The sequence below is a fragment of the Pseudoxanthomonas kaohsiungensis genome (assembly GCF_010211765.1).
GTDB classification, from domain to species: domain Bacteria; phylum Pseudomonadota; class Gammaproteobacteria; order Xanthomonadales; family Xanthomonadaceae; genus Pseudoxanthomonas; species Pseudoxanthomonas kaohsiungensis.
This window is the reverse complement of the sequence record NZ_PDWO01000013.1, coordinates 22990-40047: the sequence shown is the minus strand read 5'-3', so window position 1 is coordinate 40047 and position 17058 is coordinate 22990. Positions and strand designations below refer to the sequence as shown.

At 71.3% G+C, this 17058-nt stretch carries 12 protein-coding genes; 5 read left to right on the top strand and 7 right to left on the bottom strand.

Translation table 11 applies throughout. The features are described 5' to 3' along the window. Nucleotides 1–38 precede the first annotated feature (38 nt). The 7 genes from prmA to cutA all read right to left on the bottom strand — a co-directional run bounded on the left by prmA (nucleotide 39) and on the right by cutA (nucleotide 7098). Nucleotides 39–956 carry a 50S ribosomal protein L11 methyltransferase gene (prmA, locus tag CSC66_RS13245; protein ID WP_162377879.1) on the bottom strand — a complete coding sequence of 306 codons (918 nt, stop codon included), beginning with the start codon at nucleotides 954–956 and terminating at the stop codon, nucleotides 39–41. Between the two features lie 314 nt (nucleotides 957–1270). Next, entirely contained in the window at nucleotides 1271–2638 is a 1368-nt protein-coding gene (gene accC, locus CSC66_RS13240) for an acetyl-CoA carboxylase biotin carboxylase subunit (protein ID WP_162377878.1), read from the bottom strand. Nucleotides 2639–2728: 90 nt separating this feature from the next. Next, nucleotides 2729–3217, bottom strand: a complete 489-nt coding sequence (gene accB, locus CSC66_RS13235) for an acetyl-CoA carboxylase biotin carboxyl carrier protein (RefSeq protein WP_162377877.1) — start codon at nucleotides 3215–3217, stop codon at nucleotides 2729–2731. 57 nt (nucleotides 3218–3274) lie between these two features. After that, on the bottom strand, nucleotides 3275–3715 hold the full coding sequence (aroQ, locus tag CSC66_RS13230) for a type II 3-dehydroquinate dehydratase (protein WP_162377876.1): 441 nt from the start codon (nucleotides 3713–3715) through the stop codon (nucleotides 3275–3277). Between the two features lie 140 nt (nucleotides 3716–3855). Next, nucleotides 3856–4449: a TlpA family protein disulfide reductase gene (locus CSC66_RS13225; protein ID WP_162377875.1), complete on the bottom strand. Its 594-nt coding sequence runs from the start codon at nucleotides 4447–4449 to the stop codon at nucleotides 3856–3858. Then, nucleotides 4446–6770, bottom strand: coding sequence for a protein-disulfide reductase DsbD family protein (locus CSC66_RS13220; protein WP_238394394.1), 2325 nt, complete (start codon nucleotides 6768–6770; stop codon nucleotides 4446–4448). Before CSC66_RS13220 ends, CSC66_RS13225 begins: the two co-directional genes overlap by 4 nt. Nucleotides 6771–6780: 10 nt before the next feature. Next, nucleotides 6781–7098, bottom strand: coding sequence for a divalent-cation tolerance protein CutA (cutA, locus tag CSC66_RS13215; RefSeq protein WP_162377873.1), 318 nt, complete (start codon nucleotides 7096–7098; stop codon nucleotides 6781–6783). Nucleotides 7099–7423: 325 nt separating this feature from the next. On the opposite strand from cutA, the gene groES reads away from it, so the two are divergent. The 5 genes from groES to glnE all read left to right on the top strand — a co-directional run bounded on the left by groES (nucleotide 7424) and on the right by glnE (nucleotide 17051). Next, nucleotides 7424–7714, top strand: a complete 291-nt coding sequence (gene groES / locus CSC66_RS13210) for a co-chaperone GroES (protein ID WP_052631102.1) — start codon at nucleotides 7424–7426, stop codon at nucleotides 7712–7714. A gap of 56 nt (nucleotides 7715–7770) precedes the next feature. Then, nucleotides 7771–9411, top strand: a complete 1641-nt coding sequence (gene groL / locus CSC66_RS13205; protein ID WP_162377872.1) for a chaperonin GroEL — start codon at nucleotides 7771–7773, stop codon at nucleotides 9409–9411. 958 nt (nucleotides 9412–10369) lie between these two features. Next, nucleotides 10370–11446, top strand: coding sequence for a 3-deoxy-7-phosphoheptulonate synthase (locus CSC66_RS13200; protein ID WP_162377871.1), 1077 nt, complete (start codon nucleotides 10370–10372; stop codon nucleotides 11444–11446). A gap of 140 nt (nucleotides 11447–11586) precedes the next feature. Beyond that, nucleotides 11587–13827, top strand: a complete 2241-nt coding sequence (locus CSC66_RS13195) for an AsmA family protein (protein ID WP_162377870.1) — start codon at nucleotides 11587–11589, stop codon at nucleotides 13825–13827. 365 nt (nucleotides 13828–14192) lie between these two features. Further along, the gene (gene glnE / locus CSC66_RS13190) at nucleotides 14193–17051 is read left to right on the top strand and encodes a bifunctional [glutamate--ammonia ligase]-adenylyl-L-tyrosine phosphorylase/[glutamate--ammonia-ligase] adenylyltransferase (RefSeq protein WP_162377869.1); all 2859 of its coding nucleotides are present in this window, start codon (nucleotides 14193–14195) and stop codon (nucleotides 17049–17051) included. Nucleotides 17052–17058: the final 7 nt, after the last annotated feature.

The window sequence follows — 17058 nt, the reverse complement described above, 5'->3', positions numbered from 1 at the left end:
CATGTCGACGCCGCTTCCCGCACCCGTTTGCCGGCAGGTCAGCGGCGGACGCCGTCGATCCGTACCCAGTCACCGTCGACGGCGACCTGCAGGTCGTCGAACCAGGCGGCGTAGCGCTGCAGCAGCTCCGGCTCCTGGCCTTGCAGGATGCCCGACAGGGCGATGCGCCCGCCGGGAGCCACGCGTGCGGCCAGCACTTCGGCCAGCGCGTCCAGCGCGGTGGCCAGGATGTTGGCCACCACCACGGGGTATGTCGAAACCGGCTCGTCCTGCGGCAGGTACACGGCCAGGTGCGCGTCGACCGCGTTGCGCTGCGCATTGTCGTGGGTGGCGAGCACCGCCTGCGGGTCGTTGTCCACGCCGACCGCGGCCGCGGCCCCGAGCTTCAGCGCGGCCAGGGCGAGGATGCCCGAGCCGCAGCCGAAGTCGAGCATGCGCGCATCGCGCAGCAGGCCATCGCCGGCCAGCGCATCGAGCCAGCGCAGGCACAGCGCGGTCGTCGGATGGGTCCCCGAGCCGAATGCCAGGCCCGGGTCGAGCCTCACCACTGCCGCGCCGGGGACGTCGGCCTCCGCCGGCAGTTCATGGTTCCAGGGCACGATCCAGGTGCGATCGCCGAAGCGCATCGGCTGGAACTGGTCCAGCCAGGCGCGCTCCCAGTCCTCGTCCTCGACCTTGCGGAACCCTGCACTGGCCCAGTCCAGCCCGGGGTCGAAGGCCTCCAGCGCCGCCAGCAGGGCCAGTGCGTCGGTGTCGGCGTCGAACAGCGCGGTCAGCACCAGCGATTTCCAGATCGGGGTCTCGCCCACGCCCGGTTCGAGGATCGCGCGCTCGTTGGGCGTGTCGGCGTCGGCGTCGAGCAGGGTCACCGACAGCGCGCCGACGTCCTCGAGTGCACGCTCGTAGCGCGGCTGCTCGGCCTCGGTGCTGCGCAGGCTCAGTTCGAGATAGGGCATGTCGGCGGCAGTGCGGGGGGGCGGGCGCCGATTGTCTCACGCGGCCCGCCCGCCGATCTGCTGTAGGAGCCCATCCTCATGGTCGACACGGGCGCCTGGAGCGCGGGCGGCGTCGCCTGTGCCTGCGGCGTCGGGTCGCCGATGAATCGGCTCCTACCCAGGGCCGCCATGTCGGCATTTGTGTAGGAGCCCATCCTCATGGGCGATACGGGCGCCTGGATCGCGGGCGGCATCGCCTGTGCCCGCGGCGTCGGGTCGCCGATGAATCGGCTCCTACAACAGCGTACGCGGGGAGCTGGTCCCCGCTACACCGCTCAGCCCAGCGCGATCGACTTGTTCTTGCGCTCGGCCAGGCGCTTTTCCAGGTAATGGATGTTCTGGCCGCCGGCCTGGAACCCCTGGTCGCGCATGATCCGCTGCTGCAGCGGGATGTTGGTCTTGATCCCGTCCACGACCATCTCGCTCAGCGCCACGCGCATGCGCGCGATCGCGGTGGCGCGGTCGGGCGCGTGCACGATCAGCTTGCCGACCATCGAGTCGTAGTTCGGCGGCACGCGGTAGCCCTCGTAGATGTGGGTGTCCACGCGCACGCCCGGGCCGCCGGGGGCATGGAAGTGCTGGATCAGGCCGGGGCTGGGGATGAAGGTCTCCGGGTCCTCGGCGTTGATCCGGCATTCGATCGCATGGCCTTCCAGGACCACGTCCTCCTGCCGGATCGACAGCTTGTTGCCGGCGGCGATGCGCAGCTGCTCGGCGACCAGGTCGATGCCGGTGACCATCTCGGTGACCGGATGCTCGACCTGGATGCGGGTGTTCATCTCGATGAAGTAGAAGCGCCCGTCCTCGTACAGGAACTCGAACGTGCCCGCGCCGCGGTAGCCGATGCGGATGCAGGCCTCCACGCAGACCTTGCCGATCTGCGCGCGCTGCTCGGCGGTGATGCCCGGCGCCGGCGCTTCCTCGACCACCTTCTGGTGGCGGCGCTGCATCGAGCAGTCGCGCTCGCCCAGGTGGATCGCGTTGCCCTGGCCGTCGGCCAGCACCTGGATCTCCACGTGGCGCGGATTCTCCAGGAACTTCTCCATGTAGACTTCGCCGTTGCCGAACGCGGCCTTGGCCTCGGTCTTGGTCGTGGTGATGGCGTTGGCCAGCGCGGCTTCGGAATGGACCACGCGCATGCCGCGGCCGCCGCCGCCACCGGCGGCCTTGATGATCACCGGATAGCCGATCTCGCGGGCGATCTTGGTGTTGGCGACGATGTCCTCGCCGAGCGGGCCGCCGGAACCCGGCACGCAGGGCACGCCGGCCGACTTCATCGCGCGGATCGCCTCGACCTTGTCGCCCATCAGGCGGATCGTGTCGGCCTTGGGCCCGATGAAGACGAAGCCGGACTGCTCCACCCGCTCGGCGAAGTCCGCGTTCTCGGACAGGAAGCCGTAGCCGGGATGGATGGCCTGCGCGTCGGTGACCTCGGCCGCGGCGATGATCGAGGCCATGTTGAGGTAGCTGTCGGCCGAGGGCGCAGGGCCGATACAGACCGACTCGTCGGCCATGGCCACGTGCTTGAGGTTGCGGTCCACCGTGGAATGCACGGCCACGGTGCGGATGCCCATGGCGTGGCAGGCGCGCAGGATCCGCAGGGCGATCTCGCCACGGTTGGCGATGACGACTTTATCGAGCATGTTCGTTTCCCAGTTCGTTCTTCCAGCCCGCCGGCCAGCAGGCCGGTGGGCGTTCGCGGGCTCGGCGCCGGTGGCGCGCGAACGTCCCGCTTACCCGATCACGAACAGCGGCTGGTCGAACTCGATCGGCTGGCCGCTTTCGCACAGGATCGCGACCACCGTGCCGGCGACGTCGGCCTCGATCGGGTTGAACATCTTCATCGCCTCGATGATGCCCAGGGTCTCGCCAGCCTTGACCTGCTGCCCGACGGTGACGAAGGCCGGCTTGTCCGGCGCCGGCGCGGCGTAGTAGGTGCCGACCATCGGTGCGCGCACGACATGGCCCGGCGGCAGGTCGGCGCCGGCCTTGGCGGTGCCGCCGGTGGCCGATTCGGTGGGCGAGCTCATCGGCATCGGCGCGGCGGCCGGCGCGGCGGCCGCCGGCGAGCGCACTTCCAGCGCGGCGGCCGGGGCGGCCACGGCCACGCCGGTCGGGATGCGCGACAGGCGCACGCTCTCCTCGCCCTCCTTGATCTCGATCTCGGCGAGGTTGGATTCTTCGAGCAGGTCGATGAGCTTCTTGATCTTGCGCAGGTCCATGGTGGCCTCTGTGGTGGGAGCGTCGCGCCGGGGGCGCGCGGTTTACAGGGGGAAACGTCAGCCGGTCAGCCGCGCCAGCGCGGCATCGAGGGCGTAGCGGTAGCTGTCGGCGCCGAAACCGCAGACCACGCCGACCGCCTTGTCGCTGAAGTAGCTGTGCTGGCGGAACGGTTCGCGGGCATGCGGGTTGGACAGGTGGATCTCGATGAACGGGATCGCCACCGCCGCCAGCGCGTCGCGCAGGGCGACCGAGGTATGGGTGAAGGCGGCGGGATTGATCAGGATGAAGGCGGTGCCGTCGCCGCGGGCGGCCTGGACCCGGTCGACCAGGGCGTGCTCGGCGTTGGACTGGAACGACTCCAGCACATGGCCGGCCGCGGCGGCCTGTGCGCTGAGGCCGGCATCGATGTCGGCCAGCGTCGTGCGCCCGTAGACCTCCGGCTCGCGGCTGCCGAGCAGGTTGAGGTTGGGGCCGTGCAGGACCAGCAGTCGGGCCATCGGGGTTGCGGGACCGGAAAGGGCGGCAGTCTGCGCGAAGGCGCCATTACTGTCCAGTTCGGCGAAGTTAAGCGCGTTTCAAGCGAATGATTGAATCCGGGTGAACTGCGGACGGGTGCGCACTCCGCCTGCGCAGGCCGTCAATGCACCGCCCAGTCCGCGACCTCGCCCTCGGCGAACGGACCTAGCTTCTGCTTCCGCACCCGCCCCTGGGCGTCGACCAGGACGGTGTACGGCAGCAGGCCACGGGTGTTGCCCAGCCAGACGCTGGCATCGGCCGGTCCCGGCGTCTCCAGCAGGATCGGGTAGTCCACCGGCACCCGCGCCAGGAAGCCGCGCACGCCCTCCGGCGTGTCCAGGGCCAGCCCCACCACCTGCACCCCATCCGCATGCTGGGAGCGGGCGAAGCGCTGCAGCTCCGGCATCTCGTCCACGCAGGGGCCGCACCAGCTGGCCCAGACATTCACCAGCAGCGGCCGGCCCGGCGCGATCGAGGCCAGATCGACGGCGTTGCCGTCCAGGTCCGGCAGGCGGATCGGCGGCAGCGGATCGCCCGGACGTGCCGGATGTACCCCGGCGGGCGGGGCCGGCGCGCTGGCGTTGGCGGCCGCCTGCAAGGCGCGCTGCCCCGCTTCGCTGTCCTGCAGCGGGCTGCGGCCGTGCCACAGGCCGGCCACCAGGCCGAGCGCGGCGGCCGCGGCGGCGACCACCAGCAGGCGGCGCCCGGGCGTCATCGCGCCGCCGCGCGCAGCAGCGCGTCCTCGACGATGGCCGGGGTCAGCACGGGCGGCAGGACCGCCGGCGGCGCGCCGGGTCCGTAGACCACGTACAGCGGCACGCCGACCGCGTGGTGCTGTTCGAGGAACGCGCTGATCGCCGGGTCGGTGTTGGTCCAGTCGCCGCGCATGTAGACCGCCTGCGTGCGCTCGAGCAGGCCATGGAAGGCGTCGCTGGAAAGCACGTTGCGTTCGTTGGCCTTGCAGGTGACGCACCAGTCGGCGGTCATGTTGACGAACACCACGCGGTTGCCGGCGCGCAGGCGGTCGAGCGCGTCGGCGGAGTAGGCGACGACGCCGTCGGCCGGCGTCGCGGCGGCCGCCGGGGCGATCCGGGTCACGCCCCACACCGGCACCAGGGCCAGCAGCGCCAGCGCCGCCGCCAGCGCGGTACCGGCCCGGCGCCCCTGCCAGCGGCTGCGCTCGAACCACCACAGCGCCAGTGCCAGCAAGGTCGCCCCGGCCAGCACCAGCGCGATCGCATCGGCGCCGCGCTGGCGGCCCAGGATCCACAGCAGCCAGATCGCGGTCAGGTACATCGGGAAGGCGAGCAGCTGCTTGAGCGTTTCCATCCACGCGCCAGGCTGCGGCAGGCGGCGGGCCAGCGCGGGCACGAAGCCGATCAGCAGGAACGGCAGCGCCAGGCCCAGGCCCAGGGCCAGGAAGACCAGCATCCCCGTCCATGCCGGTGCGGCGAAGGCGTACGCCAGCGCCGGGCCCATGAACGGCGCGATGCAGGGGCTGGCGACGACGCAGGCCAGCACCCCGGTGAGGAAGTCGCCGGCCGGTCCGCTGCGCGTCGCCGCCAGTCCGCCGCCGATCCCGCCGCCGAGGGTGAACACGCCCGACAGGCTCAGGCCGACGGCGAACATCAGGTAGGCCAGCGCGGCCACGAACCAGGGCTGCTGCAGCTGGAATCCCCAGCCGGCCGCCTGCCCGGCGGCCCGCAGGCCGACCACCAGCGCGCCGACCGCGGCGAAGGCGACCAGCACGCCGGCCGTGTACCAGAGGGCATGGCGGCGCGCGCGGTGCGCGCTCTCGCCGCTCTGCGCCAGGCCCAGCGCCTTGAGCGAGAGGATCGGCAGCACGCACGGCATCAGGTTCAGGACCAGGCCGCCGAGCAGGGCCAGCAGCAGGATCCCGGCCAGTCGCGGCGCCTGGACCGGCGGCGGTGCGCGCGTGCGTTGCGCGTTGCCGGCGGATGCATCCATCGACGGGCCGGTCTCTGCCTCGCCTGCGGTGGCGGCGACCGGTTCGCCTTCGCCGGCTTGCGCGGCCGGCGCCGTATCAGGCGCATCGGCCGGGGCAACGGGACCGGCCTGCACCGGCACCAGCGCGGCGGCATCGATCCGTCCGGCCGGAAGGTCGACCGGCAGGCGGCGCGTCATCGGCGGGTAGCAGATGCCATCGGTCTGGCATCCCTGGAAAGTCGCCACCAGGGTGGCCTGGGCCGGGTCGGCATGGGCCCGCCGCACGGGCACCTGGACCTCCACCGGGTCGAAGAACACCACCACTTCGCCGAAGTGTTCGTCGTGGTGGCGCGTGCCTTCGGGCCAGCGCGGCGCCTGCGCCGCCAGGCCCGGATCCCCCTCCAGCACGAACCGGCTGCGGTCACGGTAGAGGTAGTAGCCAGGGGCCGGTTGCATCCGCACCAGGATCCGGTTGCCACCGTCGGCGATCGCCTCCACGACAAAGGCCTGGGCGTCGGGCAGCGGCGCCTGGCCGGGCAAGGCCAGACCGCGTGGCGCACCGGCGGCGGTGCCGCCGAAAGCGGCCAGGCCGGGCAGGCCCGACGGCGTCCCCTGCGCCGGCCCGGTGGATGCGGCCGCGGGCAGCGCCACCTGCAGGCGCCGCGTCTGCGGCGGGTAGCAGATGCCCACGTCGGCGCAGCCCTGGTACTTGACCTCCAGCTGCACCGGGCCGTCGCCCAGCGCCTTGCCGTCGAGCGTGGCGACCAGTTCGCGGCGGTAGGTCTCCACCGGGCCGAAGAACTCGTCGGTGTGGCGGGTGCCGTCGGGCAGGCGCAGGGCGCCGCCGCTGAAACCGCCGCTGGCCGTGACCGCGGTCCGGTGCCGGTACAGGTAATAGCCGTCGGCGATCTTCCAGCGCACGTCGATGCGGTCGCGCGAGGGGGCGCTGGCGGTGAGGACGAAGGCCTCGTCGACCGGCAGCAGGTCGTCCTGGTCGATCGCGGCGGCGGGCAGCGCCGCCAACAGCACGGGAGCGGCCAGCAGGCAGTGGAGCAGGACCGGGATCAGGCGACGGAACGTGGATGGCATGGGGCGGGGTTCACTCGCGGGTGGCATCGGCCACCCAGTCCAGGTAGGCGGGCAGGCCGGCGGCGGCTTCGACCGCCACGATCTCGGGGAGTTCATAGGGATGCAGCTCGCGCAGCCGGCTGACCAGGGCCGGCGTGCGGTCGGCCGCGGTCTTGGCCAGCAGCAGGACCTCGTCGGCCTGCTCGATGGCGCCCTGCCAGCGGTATACCGAGCGCATCGGCGGCAGCAGGCTCACGCACGCGGCCAGCCGGGCCTCGACCAGGGCGGCGGCCAGGCGCTGGGCGGTGTCGGAGTCGGGGCAGCTGCAGAACACGAGGTGGACCGGCATGGCGGAAGTGTACCGGGCCGGGCGCGCGGGGCTCGCCCGCGGGCGCCCGGCTTGCCGGCAACGCTGGGCCGTGGGCGCAGGCGACGCGCGCGGCCTTCCCACCGCCCCGGCCGGGTCCTCCACGGGAGCCGGCATCACCCCGGACCGTCCGGGAGAAACCTCGCCGGGCTGCCCTTGAAAGCCCGGCGTCCGCGCCCCATCTGCCCTTTCATCCCGGTCCCCGATCCGGGTTTTCTGCGCCCGCGGTGCTGGCAGTCGCAACAGGCGAGTGCTAGAGTTACCGCCCTTTTTCCAACCCAGTCAATCACTTGAGAGGGATTGAAACATGAGCAACATCAAGCCGCTGTACGACCGCGTCGTCATCAAGCGCACCGAGGAAGAGAAGGTCTCCGCCGGTGGCATCGTGATCCCGGATTCGGCCACCGAGAAGCCGATCAAGGGCCAGGTCGTCGCCGTGGGCGAGGGCAAGGTGTTCGACAACGGCAACGTGCGCGCGCCGAAGGTCAAGGTCGGCGACCAGGTGCTGTTCGGCAAGTACGCCGGCACCGAGGTCAAGCTCGACGGCACCGAGTACCTGGTGGTGAAGGAAGACGACATCTTCGCCGTGCTGGGCTGAGCCCGCCGCTTCGCCGCATCCCAAACCCGCAATCACAGAACTGAGGTAATTCCGCAATGGCTGCCAAGGATATTCGTTTCGGTGAAGACGCCCGCGCCCGCATGGTCCGCGGCGTGAACGTGCTCGCCAACGCCGTCAAGGCGACCCTGGGCCCGAAGGGCCGCAACGTCGTGCTCGAGAAGAGCTTCGGCGCCCCGACGATCACCAAGGACGGCGTGTCCGTCGCCAAGGAGATCGAGCTGGCCGACAAGTTCGAGAACATGGGCGCGCAGATGGTCAAGGAAGTCGCTTCCAAGACCTCCGACAACGCCGGCGACGGCACCACCACCGCCACCGTGCTGGCCCAGGCGTTCATCCGCGAGGGCATGAAGGCCGTGGCCGCCGGCATGAACCCGATGGACCTCAAGCGCGGCATCGACAAGGCCGTCGTGGCCGCCGTCGCCGAGCTGAAGAACCTGTCCAAGCCGACCGCCGACGACAACGCGATCGCCCAAGTCGGCACGATCTCGGCCAACTCCGACGAGTCGATCGGCAACATCATCGCCGAGGCGATGAAGAAGGTCGGCAAGGAAGGCGTGATCACCGTCGAGGAAGGCTCGGGCCTGGACAACGAGCTGGACGTGGTCGAGGGCATGCAGTTCGACCGCGGCTACCTGTCGCCGTACTTCATCAACAACCAGCAGTCGCAGAGCGCCGACCTGGATGACCCGTTCATCCTGCTGCACGACAAGAAGATCTCCAACGTGCGCGACCTGCTGCCCGTCCTCGAGGGCGTGGCCAAGGCCGGCAAGCCGCTGCTGATCGTCGCCGAGGAAGTCGAGGGCGAGGCGCTGGCCACCCTGGTGGTCAACACCATCCGCGGCATCGTCAAGGTCGTGGCCGTGAAGGCCCCGGGCTTCGGCGACCGTCGCAAGGCGATGCTGGAAGACATGGCCACCCTGACCGGCGGTACCGTGATCTCCGAGGAAGTCGGCCTGCAGCTGGAAAAGGCCACGATCAAGGACCTGGGCCGCGCCAAGAAGGTGCAGGTTTCCAAGGAGAACACCACCATCATCGACGGCGCCGGCGACACCGCCGCCATCGAGTCGCGCATCAAGCAGATCAAGGCGCAGATCGAGGAGACCTCCTCGGACTACGACCGTGAGAAGCTGCAGGAGCGCGTGGCCAAGCTGGCCGGCGGCGTGGCCGTCATCAAGGTCGGCGCGGCCACCGAGGTCGAAATGAAGGAAAAGAAGGCACGCGTCGAAGACGCCCTGCACGCGACCCGTGCGGCGGTAGAAGAAGGCGTGGTCCCGGGCGGCGGCGTCGCCCTGATCCGTGCCAAGGCGGCCATCGAAGGCCTGAAGGGCATCAACGAAGACCAGAACCACGGCATCCAGATCGCCTTGCGCGCGATGGAAGCGCCGCTGCGCGAGATCGTCACCAACGCCGGCGAAGAGCCGTCGGTGATCGTGAACCAGGTCAAGGCCGGTTCGGGCAACTTCGGCTACAACGCCGCCAACGGCCAGTTCGGCGACATGGTGCAGTTCGGCATCCTGGACCCGACCAAGGTCACCCGCACCGCGCTGCAGAACGCCGCTTCGATCGCGGGCCTGATGATCACCACCGAAGCGATGGTGGCCGAGGCCCCGAAGAAGGACGAGCCGGCGATGCCGGGCGCCGGTGGCATGGGCGGCATGGGCGGCATGGATTTCTGATCCGCTCCGCCTCTGTTGCAAGCACCACGGAAAACCCCGCCACCTGGCGGGGTTTTTCTTTGCCTCTTCTCACGGTTGCGGCGCGTTGCGGCCGGAGGGCGGATGCGCATGCGTTGCCGGGCCGGATCGAAATTTGTTGGGGGGCGATCTAGCTCCGGAGCGGGCCGCCGTCCTGCCGCCATGGGGGTCGTCGCTCGCGCCGGCGTCCTGCCTCAGCTCGCGACCGCGGCACATCCCTGTGCCGCTCGACCCGCATGGCGACAGGACGGCGTCCTTTCGGCGCGTCGAGCGCGTGGCTTCGCTCTTCCTTGCACAGCCCGCACTCGCAGGGCGACCGGCGGCGTGGCTCTCATTACCCTCTGCTTCCTCCGTGGCCATATGCACCTGAAGCCACGCTCTGCGGACCCGCACCCGACGCCCGGCGTCGCCCCGAATCCGGATCGAAGCCGCGACCTCGAAGATCGCGAAGGACGCCGCACCCCGGGGCCATGGACCAAGTGGCACAGGGATGTGCCACGGCCCTTCGTAAAGACAGGATGTCGTCCCGAAGGGTGGGCCATGGCCCCGGGGTGCGGCGGCCCCTTCCGGAGCTGGCGCTTCAGCAGCCAGCCACGCCCTAGCCGAAAGTCGGAGTCGGAAGCCTCGACCAGCCCTGGTGGCCAACGCCCCGCATTAGAAGGCCGCCTTTTCTACGCGCAGACGTTCGCTCGCACCCCGGCCACGTTGCCGCTGAAACGGTTGCGCGCCCCGGAACCGACTGTTATCAATGGCGCCGTGAACACGCAGCGCGCCCGCTTTTACTTCTGGTATTACTTTCCGAAGCCACTGGCGGAGGAAGGGGTACGCGCGTTCTGAGTTGATCCGAAGAACACATCCCCTGAAAGCCGCCAGAGATCCTGGCGGCTTTTTTGTCGCCAGCCTCCGGCGGGAAGCGAACACGATCCCAGGAGTTTCCCCCATGGCCCCCCACACCGACGACCTGCGCATCCGCCGCATCGATGCACTGGTTCCACCCGCCCAGCTGATCGCAGAACTGCCGTGCTCGGAGACCGCCTCCGAAACGGTGGACGGCTCGCGCCGGGCGCTGCACCGCATCCTCCATGGCCAGGACGACCGCCTGGCGGTGGTGATCGGCCCATGTTCGATCCACGATCCGGACGCCGCGCTCGAGTACGCGCGCCGCCTGCGCCCGCTGCGCGACGCGCTGGCCGGCGAACTGGAGATCGTGATGCGCGTGTACTTCGAGAAGCCGCGCACCACGGTGGGATGGAAGGGCCTGATCAACGACCCCGACCTGGACGGCAGCTTCAACATCAACAAGGGCCTGCGCGTGGCGCGCGGCCTGCTGGAGCGGATCAACGAACTGGGCCTGCCGGCGGGCGTGGAGTTCCTCGACGTGATCTCGCCGCAGTACATCGCCGACCTGGTGGCGTGGGGCGCGATCGGCGCGCGCACCACCGAGAGCCAGGTGCACCGCGAGCTGGCGTCGGGCCTGTCCTGCCCGGTCGGATTCAAGAATGGCACCACCGGCGACGTGAAGATCGCCGCCGATGCGGTCGGCGCGGCCTCGCATCCGCACCACTTCCTCTCGGTGACCAAGGCCGGCGGCACGGCGATCGTGGCCACCCGCGGCAATCCGGACAGCCACGTCATCCTGCGCGGCGGCAAGGCCCCCAACTACGACGCCGCCAGCGTGCAGGCGGCCAGCGACGTGCTGGTCAAGGCCGGGATCGCGCCGCGGATCATGATCGATGCCAGCCACGCCAACAGCGGCAAGAACCCGGACAACCAGCCGGCCGTGGTGGACGACATCGCCGCCCAGGTCGGTGGTGGGGACGGGCGCATCATCGGGGTGATGGTGGAAAGCCACCTGGTCGGTGGCCGCCAGGAACTGGTCGACGGCCGCGCGCTCGTCTACGGGCAGAGCATCACCGACGGCTGCCTGGACTGGGAACGTTCGGTGCAGGTGCTCGAGCGCCTGGCCGCGGCGGTGCGCGAGCGCCGCATGCAGGCCGCAGCTGAGGCGGCGGCCTGATCGCTGTCGGGTTGCGGCGCGACGGCGGCCGGCGGTCCGGGTCGCCACCGGGCCGTCGCGCCAGGCGCTTCCACGCAGGTGCGCGTCGCCCGCATTCGCGGTAGCGTGCGCTGGCCCCCGCTGCAGGAAGGTCGCCGGCCATGGAAGCACGCACGCGGACGTTCGATTCGATAAGCGGAGCGATCCGGCGGGGATGGGCCGGCTGGCTGGATTTCTGGCGTAGCCGGCCACGTTGGCTGCGGCGCACGCTGTGGACGCTGCTGGTCGTTTACGGCGTCTACCTGCTGCTGGGCAACCTGTTCCTCAACACCCCGCTGGGGCCCTGGACGGCCAACCGCCAGCCGGAAAAGTTCCAGGCGCAGTGGGGCCGGGCATTCACCCTCTATCCGGGCCATGTCGTGGCGCGCGACGTGCGCCTGCAGGGCCAGGTCCGGCAGATCTACTGGGACGTCCAGGCGCAGCGGATGCGCGGCCGGCTGGCGTTGTGGCCGCTGCTGCGCAAGGAGATCCGCGTACCCGAGGTGGTCGCCTCGGGCGTCACCGGCGGGGCGCGCCACGTGGAGCGCAACGGCGAGCCGCCGCCACCACGCCCGGGCGGCTGGACCCTGCTGTTCGACCGGATCGCCGCCGACCACGTCCTGCGCGGCCATTTCGACGAACTGGTGCTGGAAGGCGATGGCCAGGCGGTGTTCGGCTTCTCCAAGCAGCTGCGCGGCGGACCGATGCAGATCCTGCCCTCGTCGCTGCATTTCGACGGCGCGCGCCTGCTGGCCGACGGCGACCCGTTGCTGGACCGCATCCGGGTCGACGGCAGCTTCGCGATGAAGCGCCATACCCGCGCCCAGGCGCCTGGGATGCGCAAGCTGCTGCTCACCGACGGCAGCGTGTCGATCGATGGCGAGGGCTCCTCGCTGCGGGGCTACTTCGACCCGCAGGGGCGCTTCCATGTCGCCACCACGCCCGGCGGCGGCCAGCTGCATGCGCGCCTGGAAATGCGCGATGGCGTGCTGCAGCCGGGCGGAACGCTGAGCTGGACCGCACCGATGCGGGGCGTCGGCATCACCGGTGCACCGCTGGGCGGCCAGCTGCAGGTGCAGGCCAGCGTCGACGACGACATTGCGCTGCGCCTGCAGGTGCCCCAGCGCGACGGTGGCGTCCTCGACGTCGACGCGGAGATGCGGCTGCAGGGCCGCGAGCTGCCGACCCAGGGCGGATTGCCCGCCGTGCTGCCGCGCGCCTCGGGACACGTCGTCGGCCACTGGCGCTTCCCGTCGCTGGCCTGGGTGACCACGATGTTCAACGCGCCGGACTGGCTGCAACTGGACGGCTCGGGCGACCTGGTCGCCGACCTGCGGCTGGACCAGGGCCGGCCGGCGCCGGGCAGCCACGTGGAGCTGCCGCAGGTGGCGGTGACGGCGGTGGTCATGGACAACCACATCAGCGGCCAGGGGCGGGTGCGTGCCGACCTGGTCGCCCAAGGCGACGGTCCGCTGCAGACCCGCCTGGCGGTGCAGCTGGACGGGTACTCGATCGCCGGCGCCGCCGGTACCGGGGCGCCCTATGCGAAGGGCGACGACCTGCAGCTCGACCTCACCATCGAAGGCCGGCCGATGCAGGGCGCGGCCATGGGTGCGACCAGCGCGCACCTGCGCTTCACCGACGCGCAGGTGCCGGACCTGCGCGTCTACAACCGCTTCCTGTCCGAGCAGATGCGGATCGACGGCGGCAGCGGCACTGCCAGCGCCGACCTGCGGCTGGACGGCGTCGGCAACATCGGCCACGGCACGGTGGGCGTGGAAGGCCATGCAGCGCGCATGTCGATGGGTGGACGGCAGCTCAAGGGCGACGTGGCGCTCGACGCGCAACTGCGGCGCGCCGACCTGGCCCAACGCGAGTTCGTCCTCGACGGCAGCCAGGTGCGGCTGCGCAACGTGAACTTCCAGTCCGCGGACGGGAAGGCGCGGCAGGGCTGGTGGGCCAACGTCGACCTGCCGAGCGCGCGGATCGACCTGGCCGCGCCGGACTCGGTGTCCGGCAAGGTCAAGGTGCAGGCGCGTGACGTCGGTTTCCTGCTGGACCTGTTCGGCAGCGGGCAGGGGTATCCACGCTGGATGGACCGGCTGGTCGACTCGGGCCAGGTCCAGGCGCGCGCGCAGGTGCAGTGGCAGGGCGACACCCTGGTCCTGGACAGCGTGCATGCCAGCAACGACCGCTACGAAGTGCAGGCGCGCCTGCGCCTGGCCGATGGCCAACGCCAGGGCCAACTGCTCGCGCGGATGGGCCTGCTGTCGGCGGGTGTCGACCTGCGTAACGGACAGCGCGACATGCACCTGGTCCGCGCCCAGGAGTGGTTCAAGGGCCAGCCGGCCATGCTGCGCTAGTGCGGCTGGTATCCGTGGCACCGGTGTCATCCCGGCGGTTGTCCGTATTCAGTTTTGCCCGGAAAAAAGCGGGAAATTGAACCTCCCGGTGCTGTTTTGCAGTGCAGCGTGCAAAGCGCCTAACGGCTCCTTCACGATGGCCCCGCATCCCGACGTGGGGGAGGGAGCAGGCCCGCTGGCAGTTCGCTGCAAGCGGGCTTTTTTTGTTGCCTGGCGCCTGCGGGGCGCACAGGCGCAGGGTGGCGTCCCGCAGTGGGCGCGTCTAGAAGTAGCGGCGCCGATGCACGCCGAAGCGTGGTCCGGCGCCCGGTGCGGGCCGCGGCGCGCGGCGGAGGGCCGCGGAGGCGCGTGCCACAATCGGCGCGATGAGCCTGCCACCCGACGACGCTTCCGCAACGCCATCCGCCAGTCCTGCCGTGCTGCGTGAGCGCATCGGTGCCCGCGCGCTGGCCACCCTTGGCGCCACTTCGCCGCAGGTGGAATTGCTGCTCGAAGATCCCGGCCTGCGCGAGCGGATCGCGCGGGTGGCACTGGCCAGCGACTTCGCGATCGAAACCCTGCGCCGCCAGCCGGCGCTGCTGGCGCACCTGGCGGCGGCCGATCCGGGCCCGTGGCCGGAGCCGGAGCTCGATCCGGCGCAGCCGCTGGCCTGGCCCACCCTGTTGCGCCTGTACCGCACCGCCGAATCCACCCGGCTGGTATGGCGGGACGTGCTGGGCCTGGACGACGTGGATGCGACCCTGGCCGGCAGCACCCGCCTGGCCGAATCGTGCCTGCGCCTGGCGCTGGCGGCGGTCGAGGGCGAATTCGAGGAACGCCATGGCGTGGTCCGCGATGCCGACGGCCGTGCGCAGCGCCTGGTCGTGTTCGGGCTGGGCAAGCTCGGCGGCGGCGAACTGAATTTCTCCTCCGACGTCGACCTGGTCTACGCCTACCCGCACGACGGCGAGTCGGACGGACGCCGCGCGCTGGCGGCCGAGGACTATTTCGCGCGCCTGGGCCAGCGCCTGGCGAAGCTGCTCGACGAGGCGACCGCCGACGGTTTCTGCCATCGGGTCGACCTGCGGCTGCGTCCGTTCGGCAACGCCGGCCGGGTGGCGTGGTCGTTCGCGGCGATGGACCAGTACTTCCAGCGCGAGGGCCGCGACTGGGAGCGCTATGCCTGGCTCAAGGCGCGTGCCGTGGCTGGCGACACCGCCGCCGGGGAAGCATGGCTGGAGACCTTGCGTCCGTTCGTCTACCGCCGCTACCTGGACTACACCGCCCTGGACGGCCTGCGCACGATGAAGGCGGCGATCGTCGCCGAGGTGCAGCGCCGCGACATGGCCGACGACCTCAAGCGCGGTCCGGGCGGGATCCGCGAGATCGAGTTCCTGGTGCAGTCGCTGCAGCTGATCCGCGGCGGTCGCGAACCGGAACTGCGCGGCCGGCGCCTGCTGCCCGCGCTTCGCGCGCTGGTCGCGGCCGGGCAGATCGCGCCGGACCACGGCCGGGACCTGGAAGACGCCTACCGCTACCTGCGCCGGCTGGAGAACCGCGTGCAGATGCTGCGCGATGCGCAGACGCACGCGCTTCCGGCCGACGCGGAAGACCGCTCGCGGGTGGCGCTGGCGCTCGGTTACGACGACTGGGATGCGCTGGCCCGGGCACTGGCGCGATGCCGCGCGCAGGTGTCGGCCGAGTTCGACGCGCTGCTGGTGCCGCGCCGCGGCGAAGCCGCGCCGGACGCGCTCGAGAGCTACTGGCGCGGCCTGCCGGAAGCGGGCCAGGCGCAGGTGCTGGCCGATGCGGGCTTCGGCGATGCGGAAGGGGCGGACGCGTCGCTGCGCGACTTCGCCCGCGGCAATGGCGTGCGCGCGCTGTCCGATGCGGCGCGCAAGCGGCTCGACCGCGTGGTGCCGGCCCTGCTCGCCGCGGCGGCGCGCTCGGCGCAGCCGGAGGCTGCCCTGCGGCGCCTGCTCGGATTGCTGCAGGCGATCCTGCGCCGCGCGAGCTACCTGGCGCTGCTCGACGAGCAGCCCAGCGCACTGGCGCGGCTGGTCGACGTGCTCGCACGCAGCGCGCTGCTGGCCGAGCGCATCGCCAGCTATCCGCTGTTGCTGGACGAGCTGCTCGATGCGCGCGTCGCCGGCACCATGCCGGACGAGGCGGCGATGCGCGCCGCCTGCGTGGCCGCGGTCAAGGCGCAGGACGAGGGCGATCCGGAAGCGGCGTTGCGCGCGCTCAACGAGGTGCGGCAGGCCCTGAGCTTCCGCATCGCGCTGGCCGCGCTGGATCGCCGCCAGCCGGCAGAGGACAGCGCCCGGCAGCTGGCGGCCCTGGCCGATGCGGTCGTGGACGAGGTGCTGCGCATGGCCGAGGCCGAGGTGCTCGCCGCGCATGGCGCGCTGCCCGGCGGCCGCTTCGCCGTCATCGGCTACGGCAGCCTGGGCGGACGCGAGCTGGGTTTCGGCTCCGACCTGGACCTCGTTTTCCTCTACGACGCCGATCCGGCCGCGGTCTCGGAAGGCAGGCGCCCGCTGGAGGCGTCGCGCTGGTACGCGCGGCTGGCGCAGAAGGTCGTCGCCCTGCTCGGCGCGGTGACCAGTGCCGGCCGGCTCTACGAGACCGACATGCGCCTGCGCCCCGACGGCGGCAAGAGCCTGCTGGTCTCGACCCTGTCCAGCTACGAGGACTACCAGCGGCAACGTGCCTGGACCTGGGAGCACCAGGCCTTGGTGCGGGCGCGACCGGTGGCAGGCGATGCTTCGCTGCGCGAAGCGTTCGAGCGGGTGCGCGCGCAGACGCTCGGCCGCCACCGCGACGTCCCGGCGCTGGCCGGCGACGTGATGCACATGCGCCGGCGCATGCGCGCCGAGCTGGACCGCAGCGATGCGGCGCGCTTCGACCTCAAGCAGGGCGCCGGTGGGCTGGTCGACCTCGAGTTCCTTGTGCAGTTCGGCGTGCTGGCGCAGGCATCGGCCCATGCCGGCCTGCTGCAGCCGCGCGACACGCCGGCGTTGCTGGACGCGCTGGCCGCCTGCGGATGGCTCGCGCCGGACATCGCCCGTTCGCTGCACGCGGCGCACGCGGTACTGCTGGACGTGGGCCTGGCCTGCACCCTCGACCGGCGCCCGCGCCTGGCCGCGCCCACCGAGGCGATCGCGCAGGCACGCGCGGCGGTGGACGAGGCGTTGCGCGCATGCGGTCTCGATTTCGAGCCGGCCGCCGGTAGCGACGCCTGAGCTTCGC

What these genes read in the sequence shown, in the direction of transcription:
- prmA (WP_162377879.1), bottom strand. Translation starts at nt 956, where the DNA reads ATGCCCTATCTCGAACTGAGCCTGCGCAGCACCGAGGCCGAGCAGCCG.
- accC (WP_162377878.1), bottom strand. Translation starts at nt 2,638, where the DNA reads ATGCTCGATAAAGTCGTCATCGCCAACCGTGGCGAGATCGCCCTGCGG.
- accB (WP_162377877.1), bottom strand. Translation starts at nt 3,217, where the DNA reads ATGGACCTGCGCAAGATCAAGAAGCTCATCGACCTGCTCGAAGAATCC.
- aroQ (WP_162377876.1), bottom strand. Translation starts at nt 3,715, where the DNA reads ATGGCCCGACTGCTGGTCCTGCACGGCCCCAACCTCAACCTGCTCGGC.
- CSC66_RS13225 (WP_162377875.1), bottom strand. Translation starts at nt 4,449, where the DNA reads ATGACGCCCGGGCGCCGCCTGCTGGTGGTCGCCGCCGCGGCCGCCGCG.
- CSC66_RS13220 (WP_238394394.1), bottom strand. Translation starts at nt 6,770, where the DNA reads ATGCCATCCACGTTCCGTCGCCTGATCCCGGTCCTGCTCCACTGCCTG.
- cutA (WP_162377873.1), bottom strand. Translation starts at nt 7,098, where the DNA reads ATGCCGGTCCACCTCGTGTTCTGCAGCTGCCCCGACTCCGACACCGCC.
- groES (WP_052631102.1), top strand. Translation starts at nt 7,424, where the DNA reads ATGAGCAACATCAAGCCGCTGTACGACCGCGTCGTCATCAAGCGCACC.
- groL (WP_162377872.1), top strand. Translation starts at nt 7,771, where the DNA reads ATGGCTGCCAAGGATATTCGTTTCGGTGAAGACGCCCGCGCCCGCATG.
- CSC66_RS13200 (WP_162377871.1), top strand. Translation starts at nt 10,370, where the DNA reads ATGGCCCCCCACACCGACGACCTGCGCATCCGCCGCATCGATGCACTG.
- CSC66_RS13195 (WP_162377870.1), top strand. Translation starts at nt 11,587, where the DNA reads ATGGAAGCACGCACGCGGACGTTCGATTCGATAAGCGGAGCGATCCGG.
- glnE (WP_162377869.1), top strand. Translation starts at nt 14,193, where the DNA reads ATGAGCCTGCCACCCGACGACGCTTCCGCAACGCCATCCGCCAGTCCT.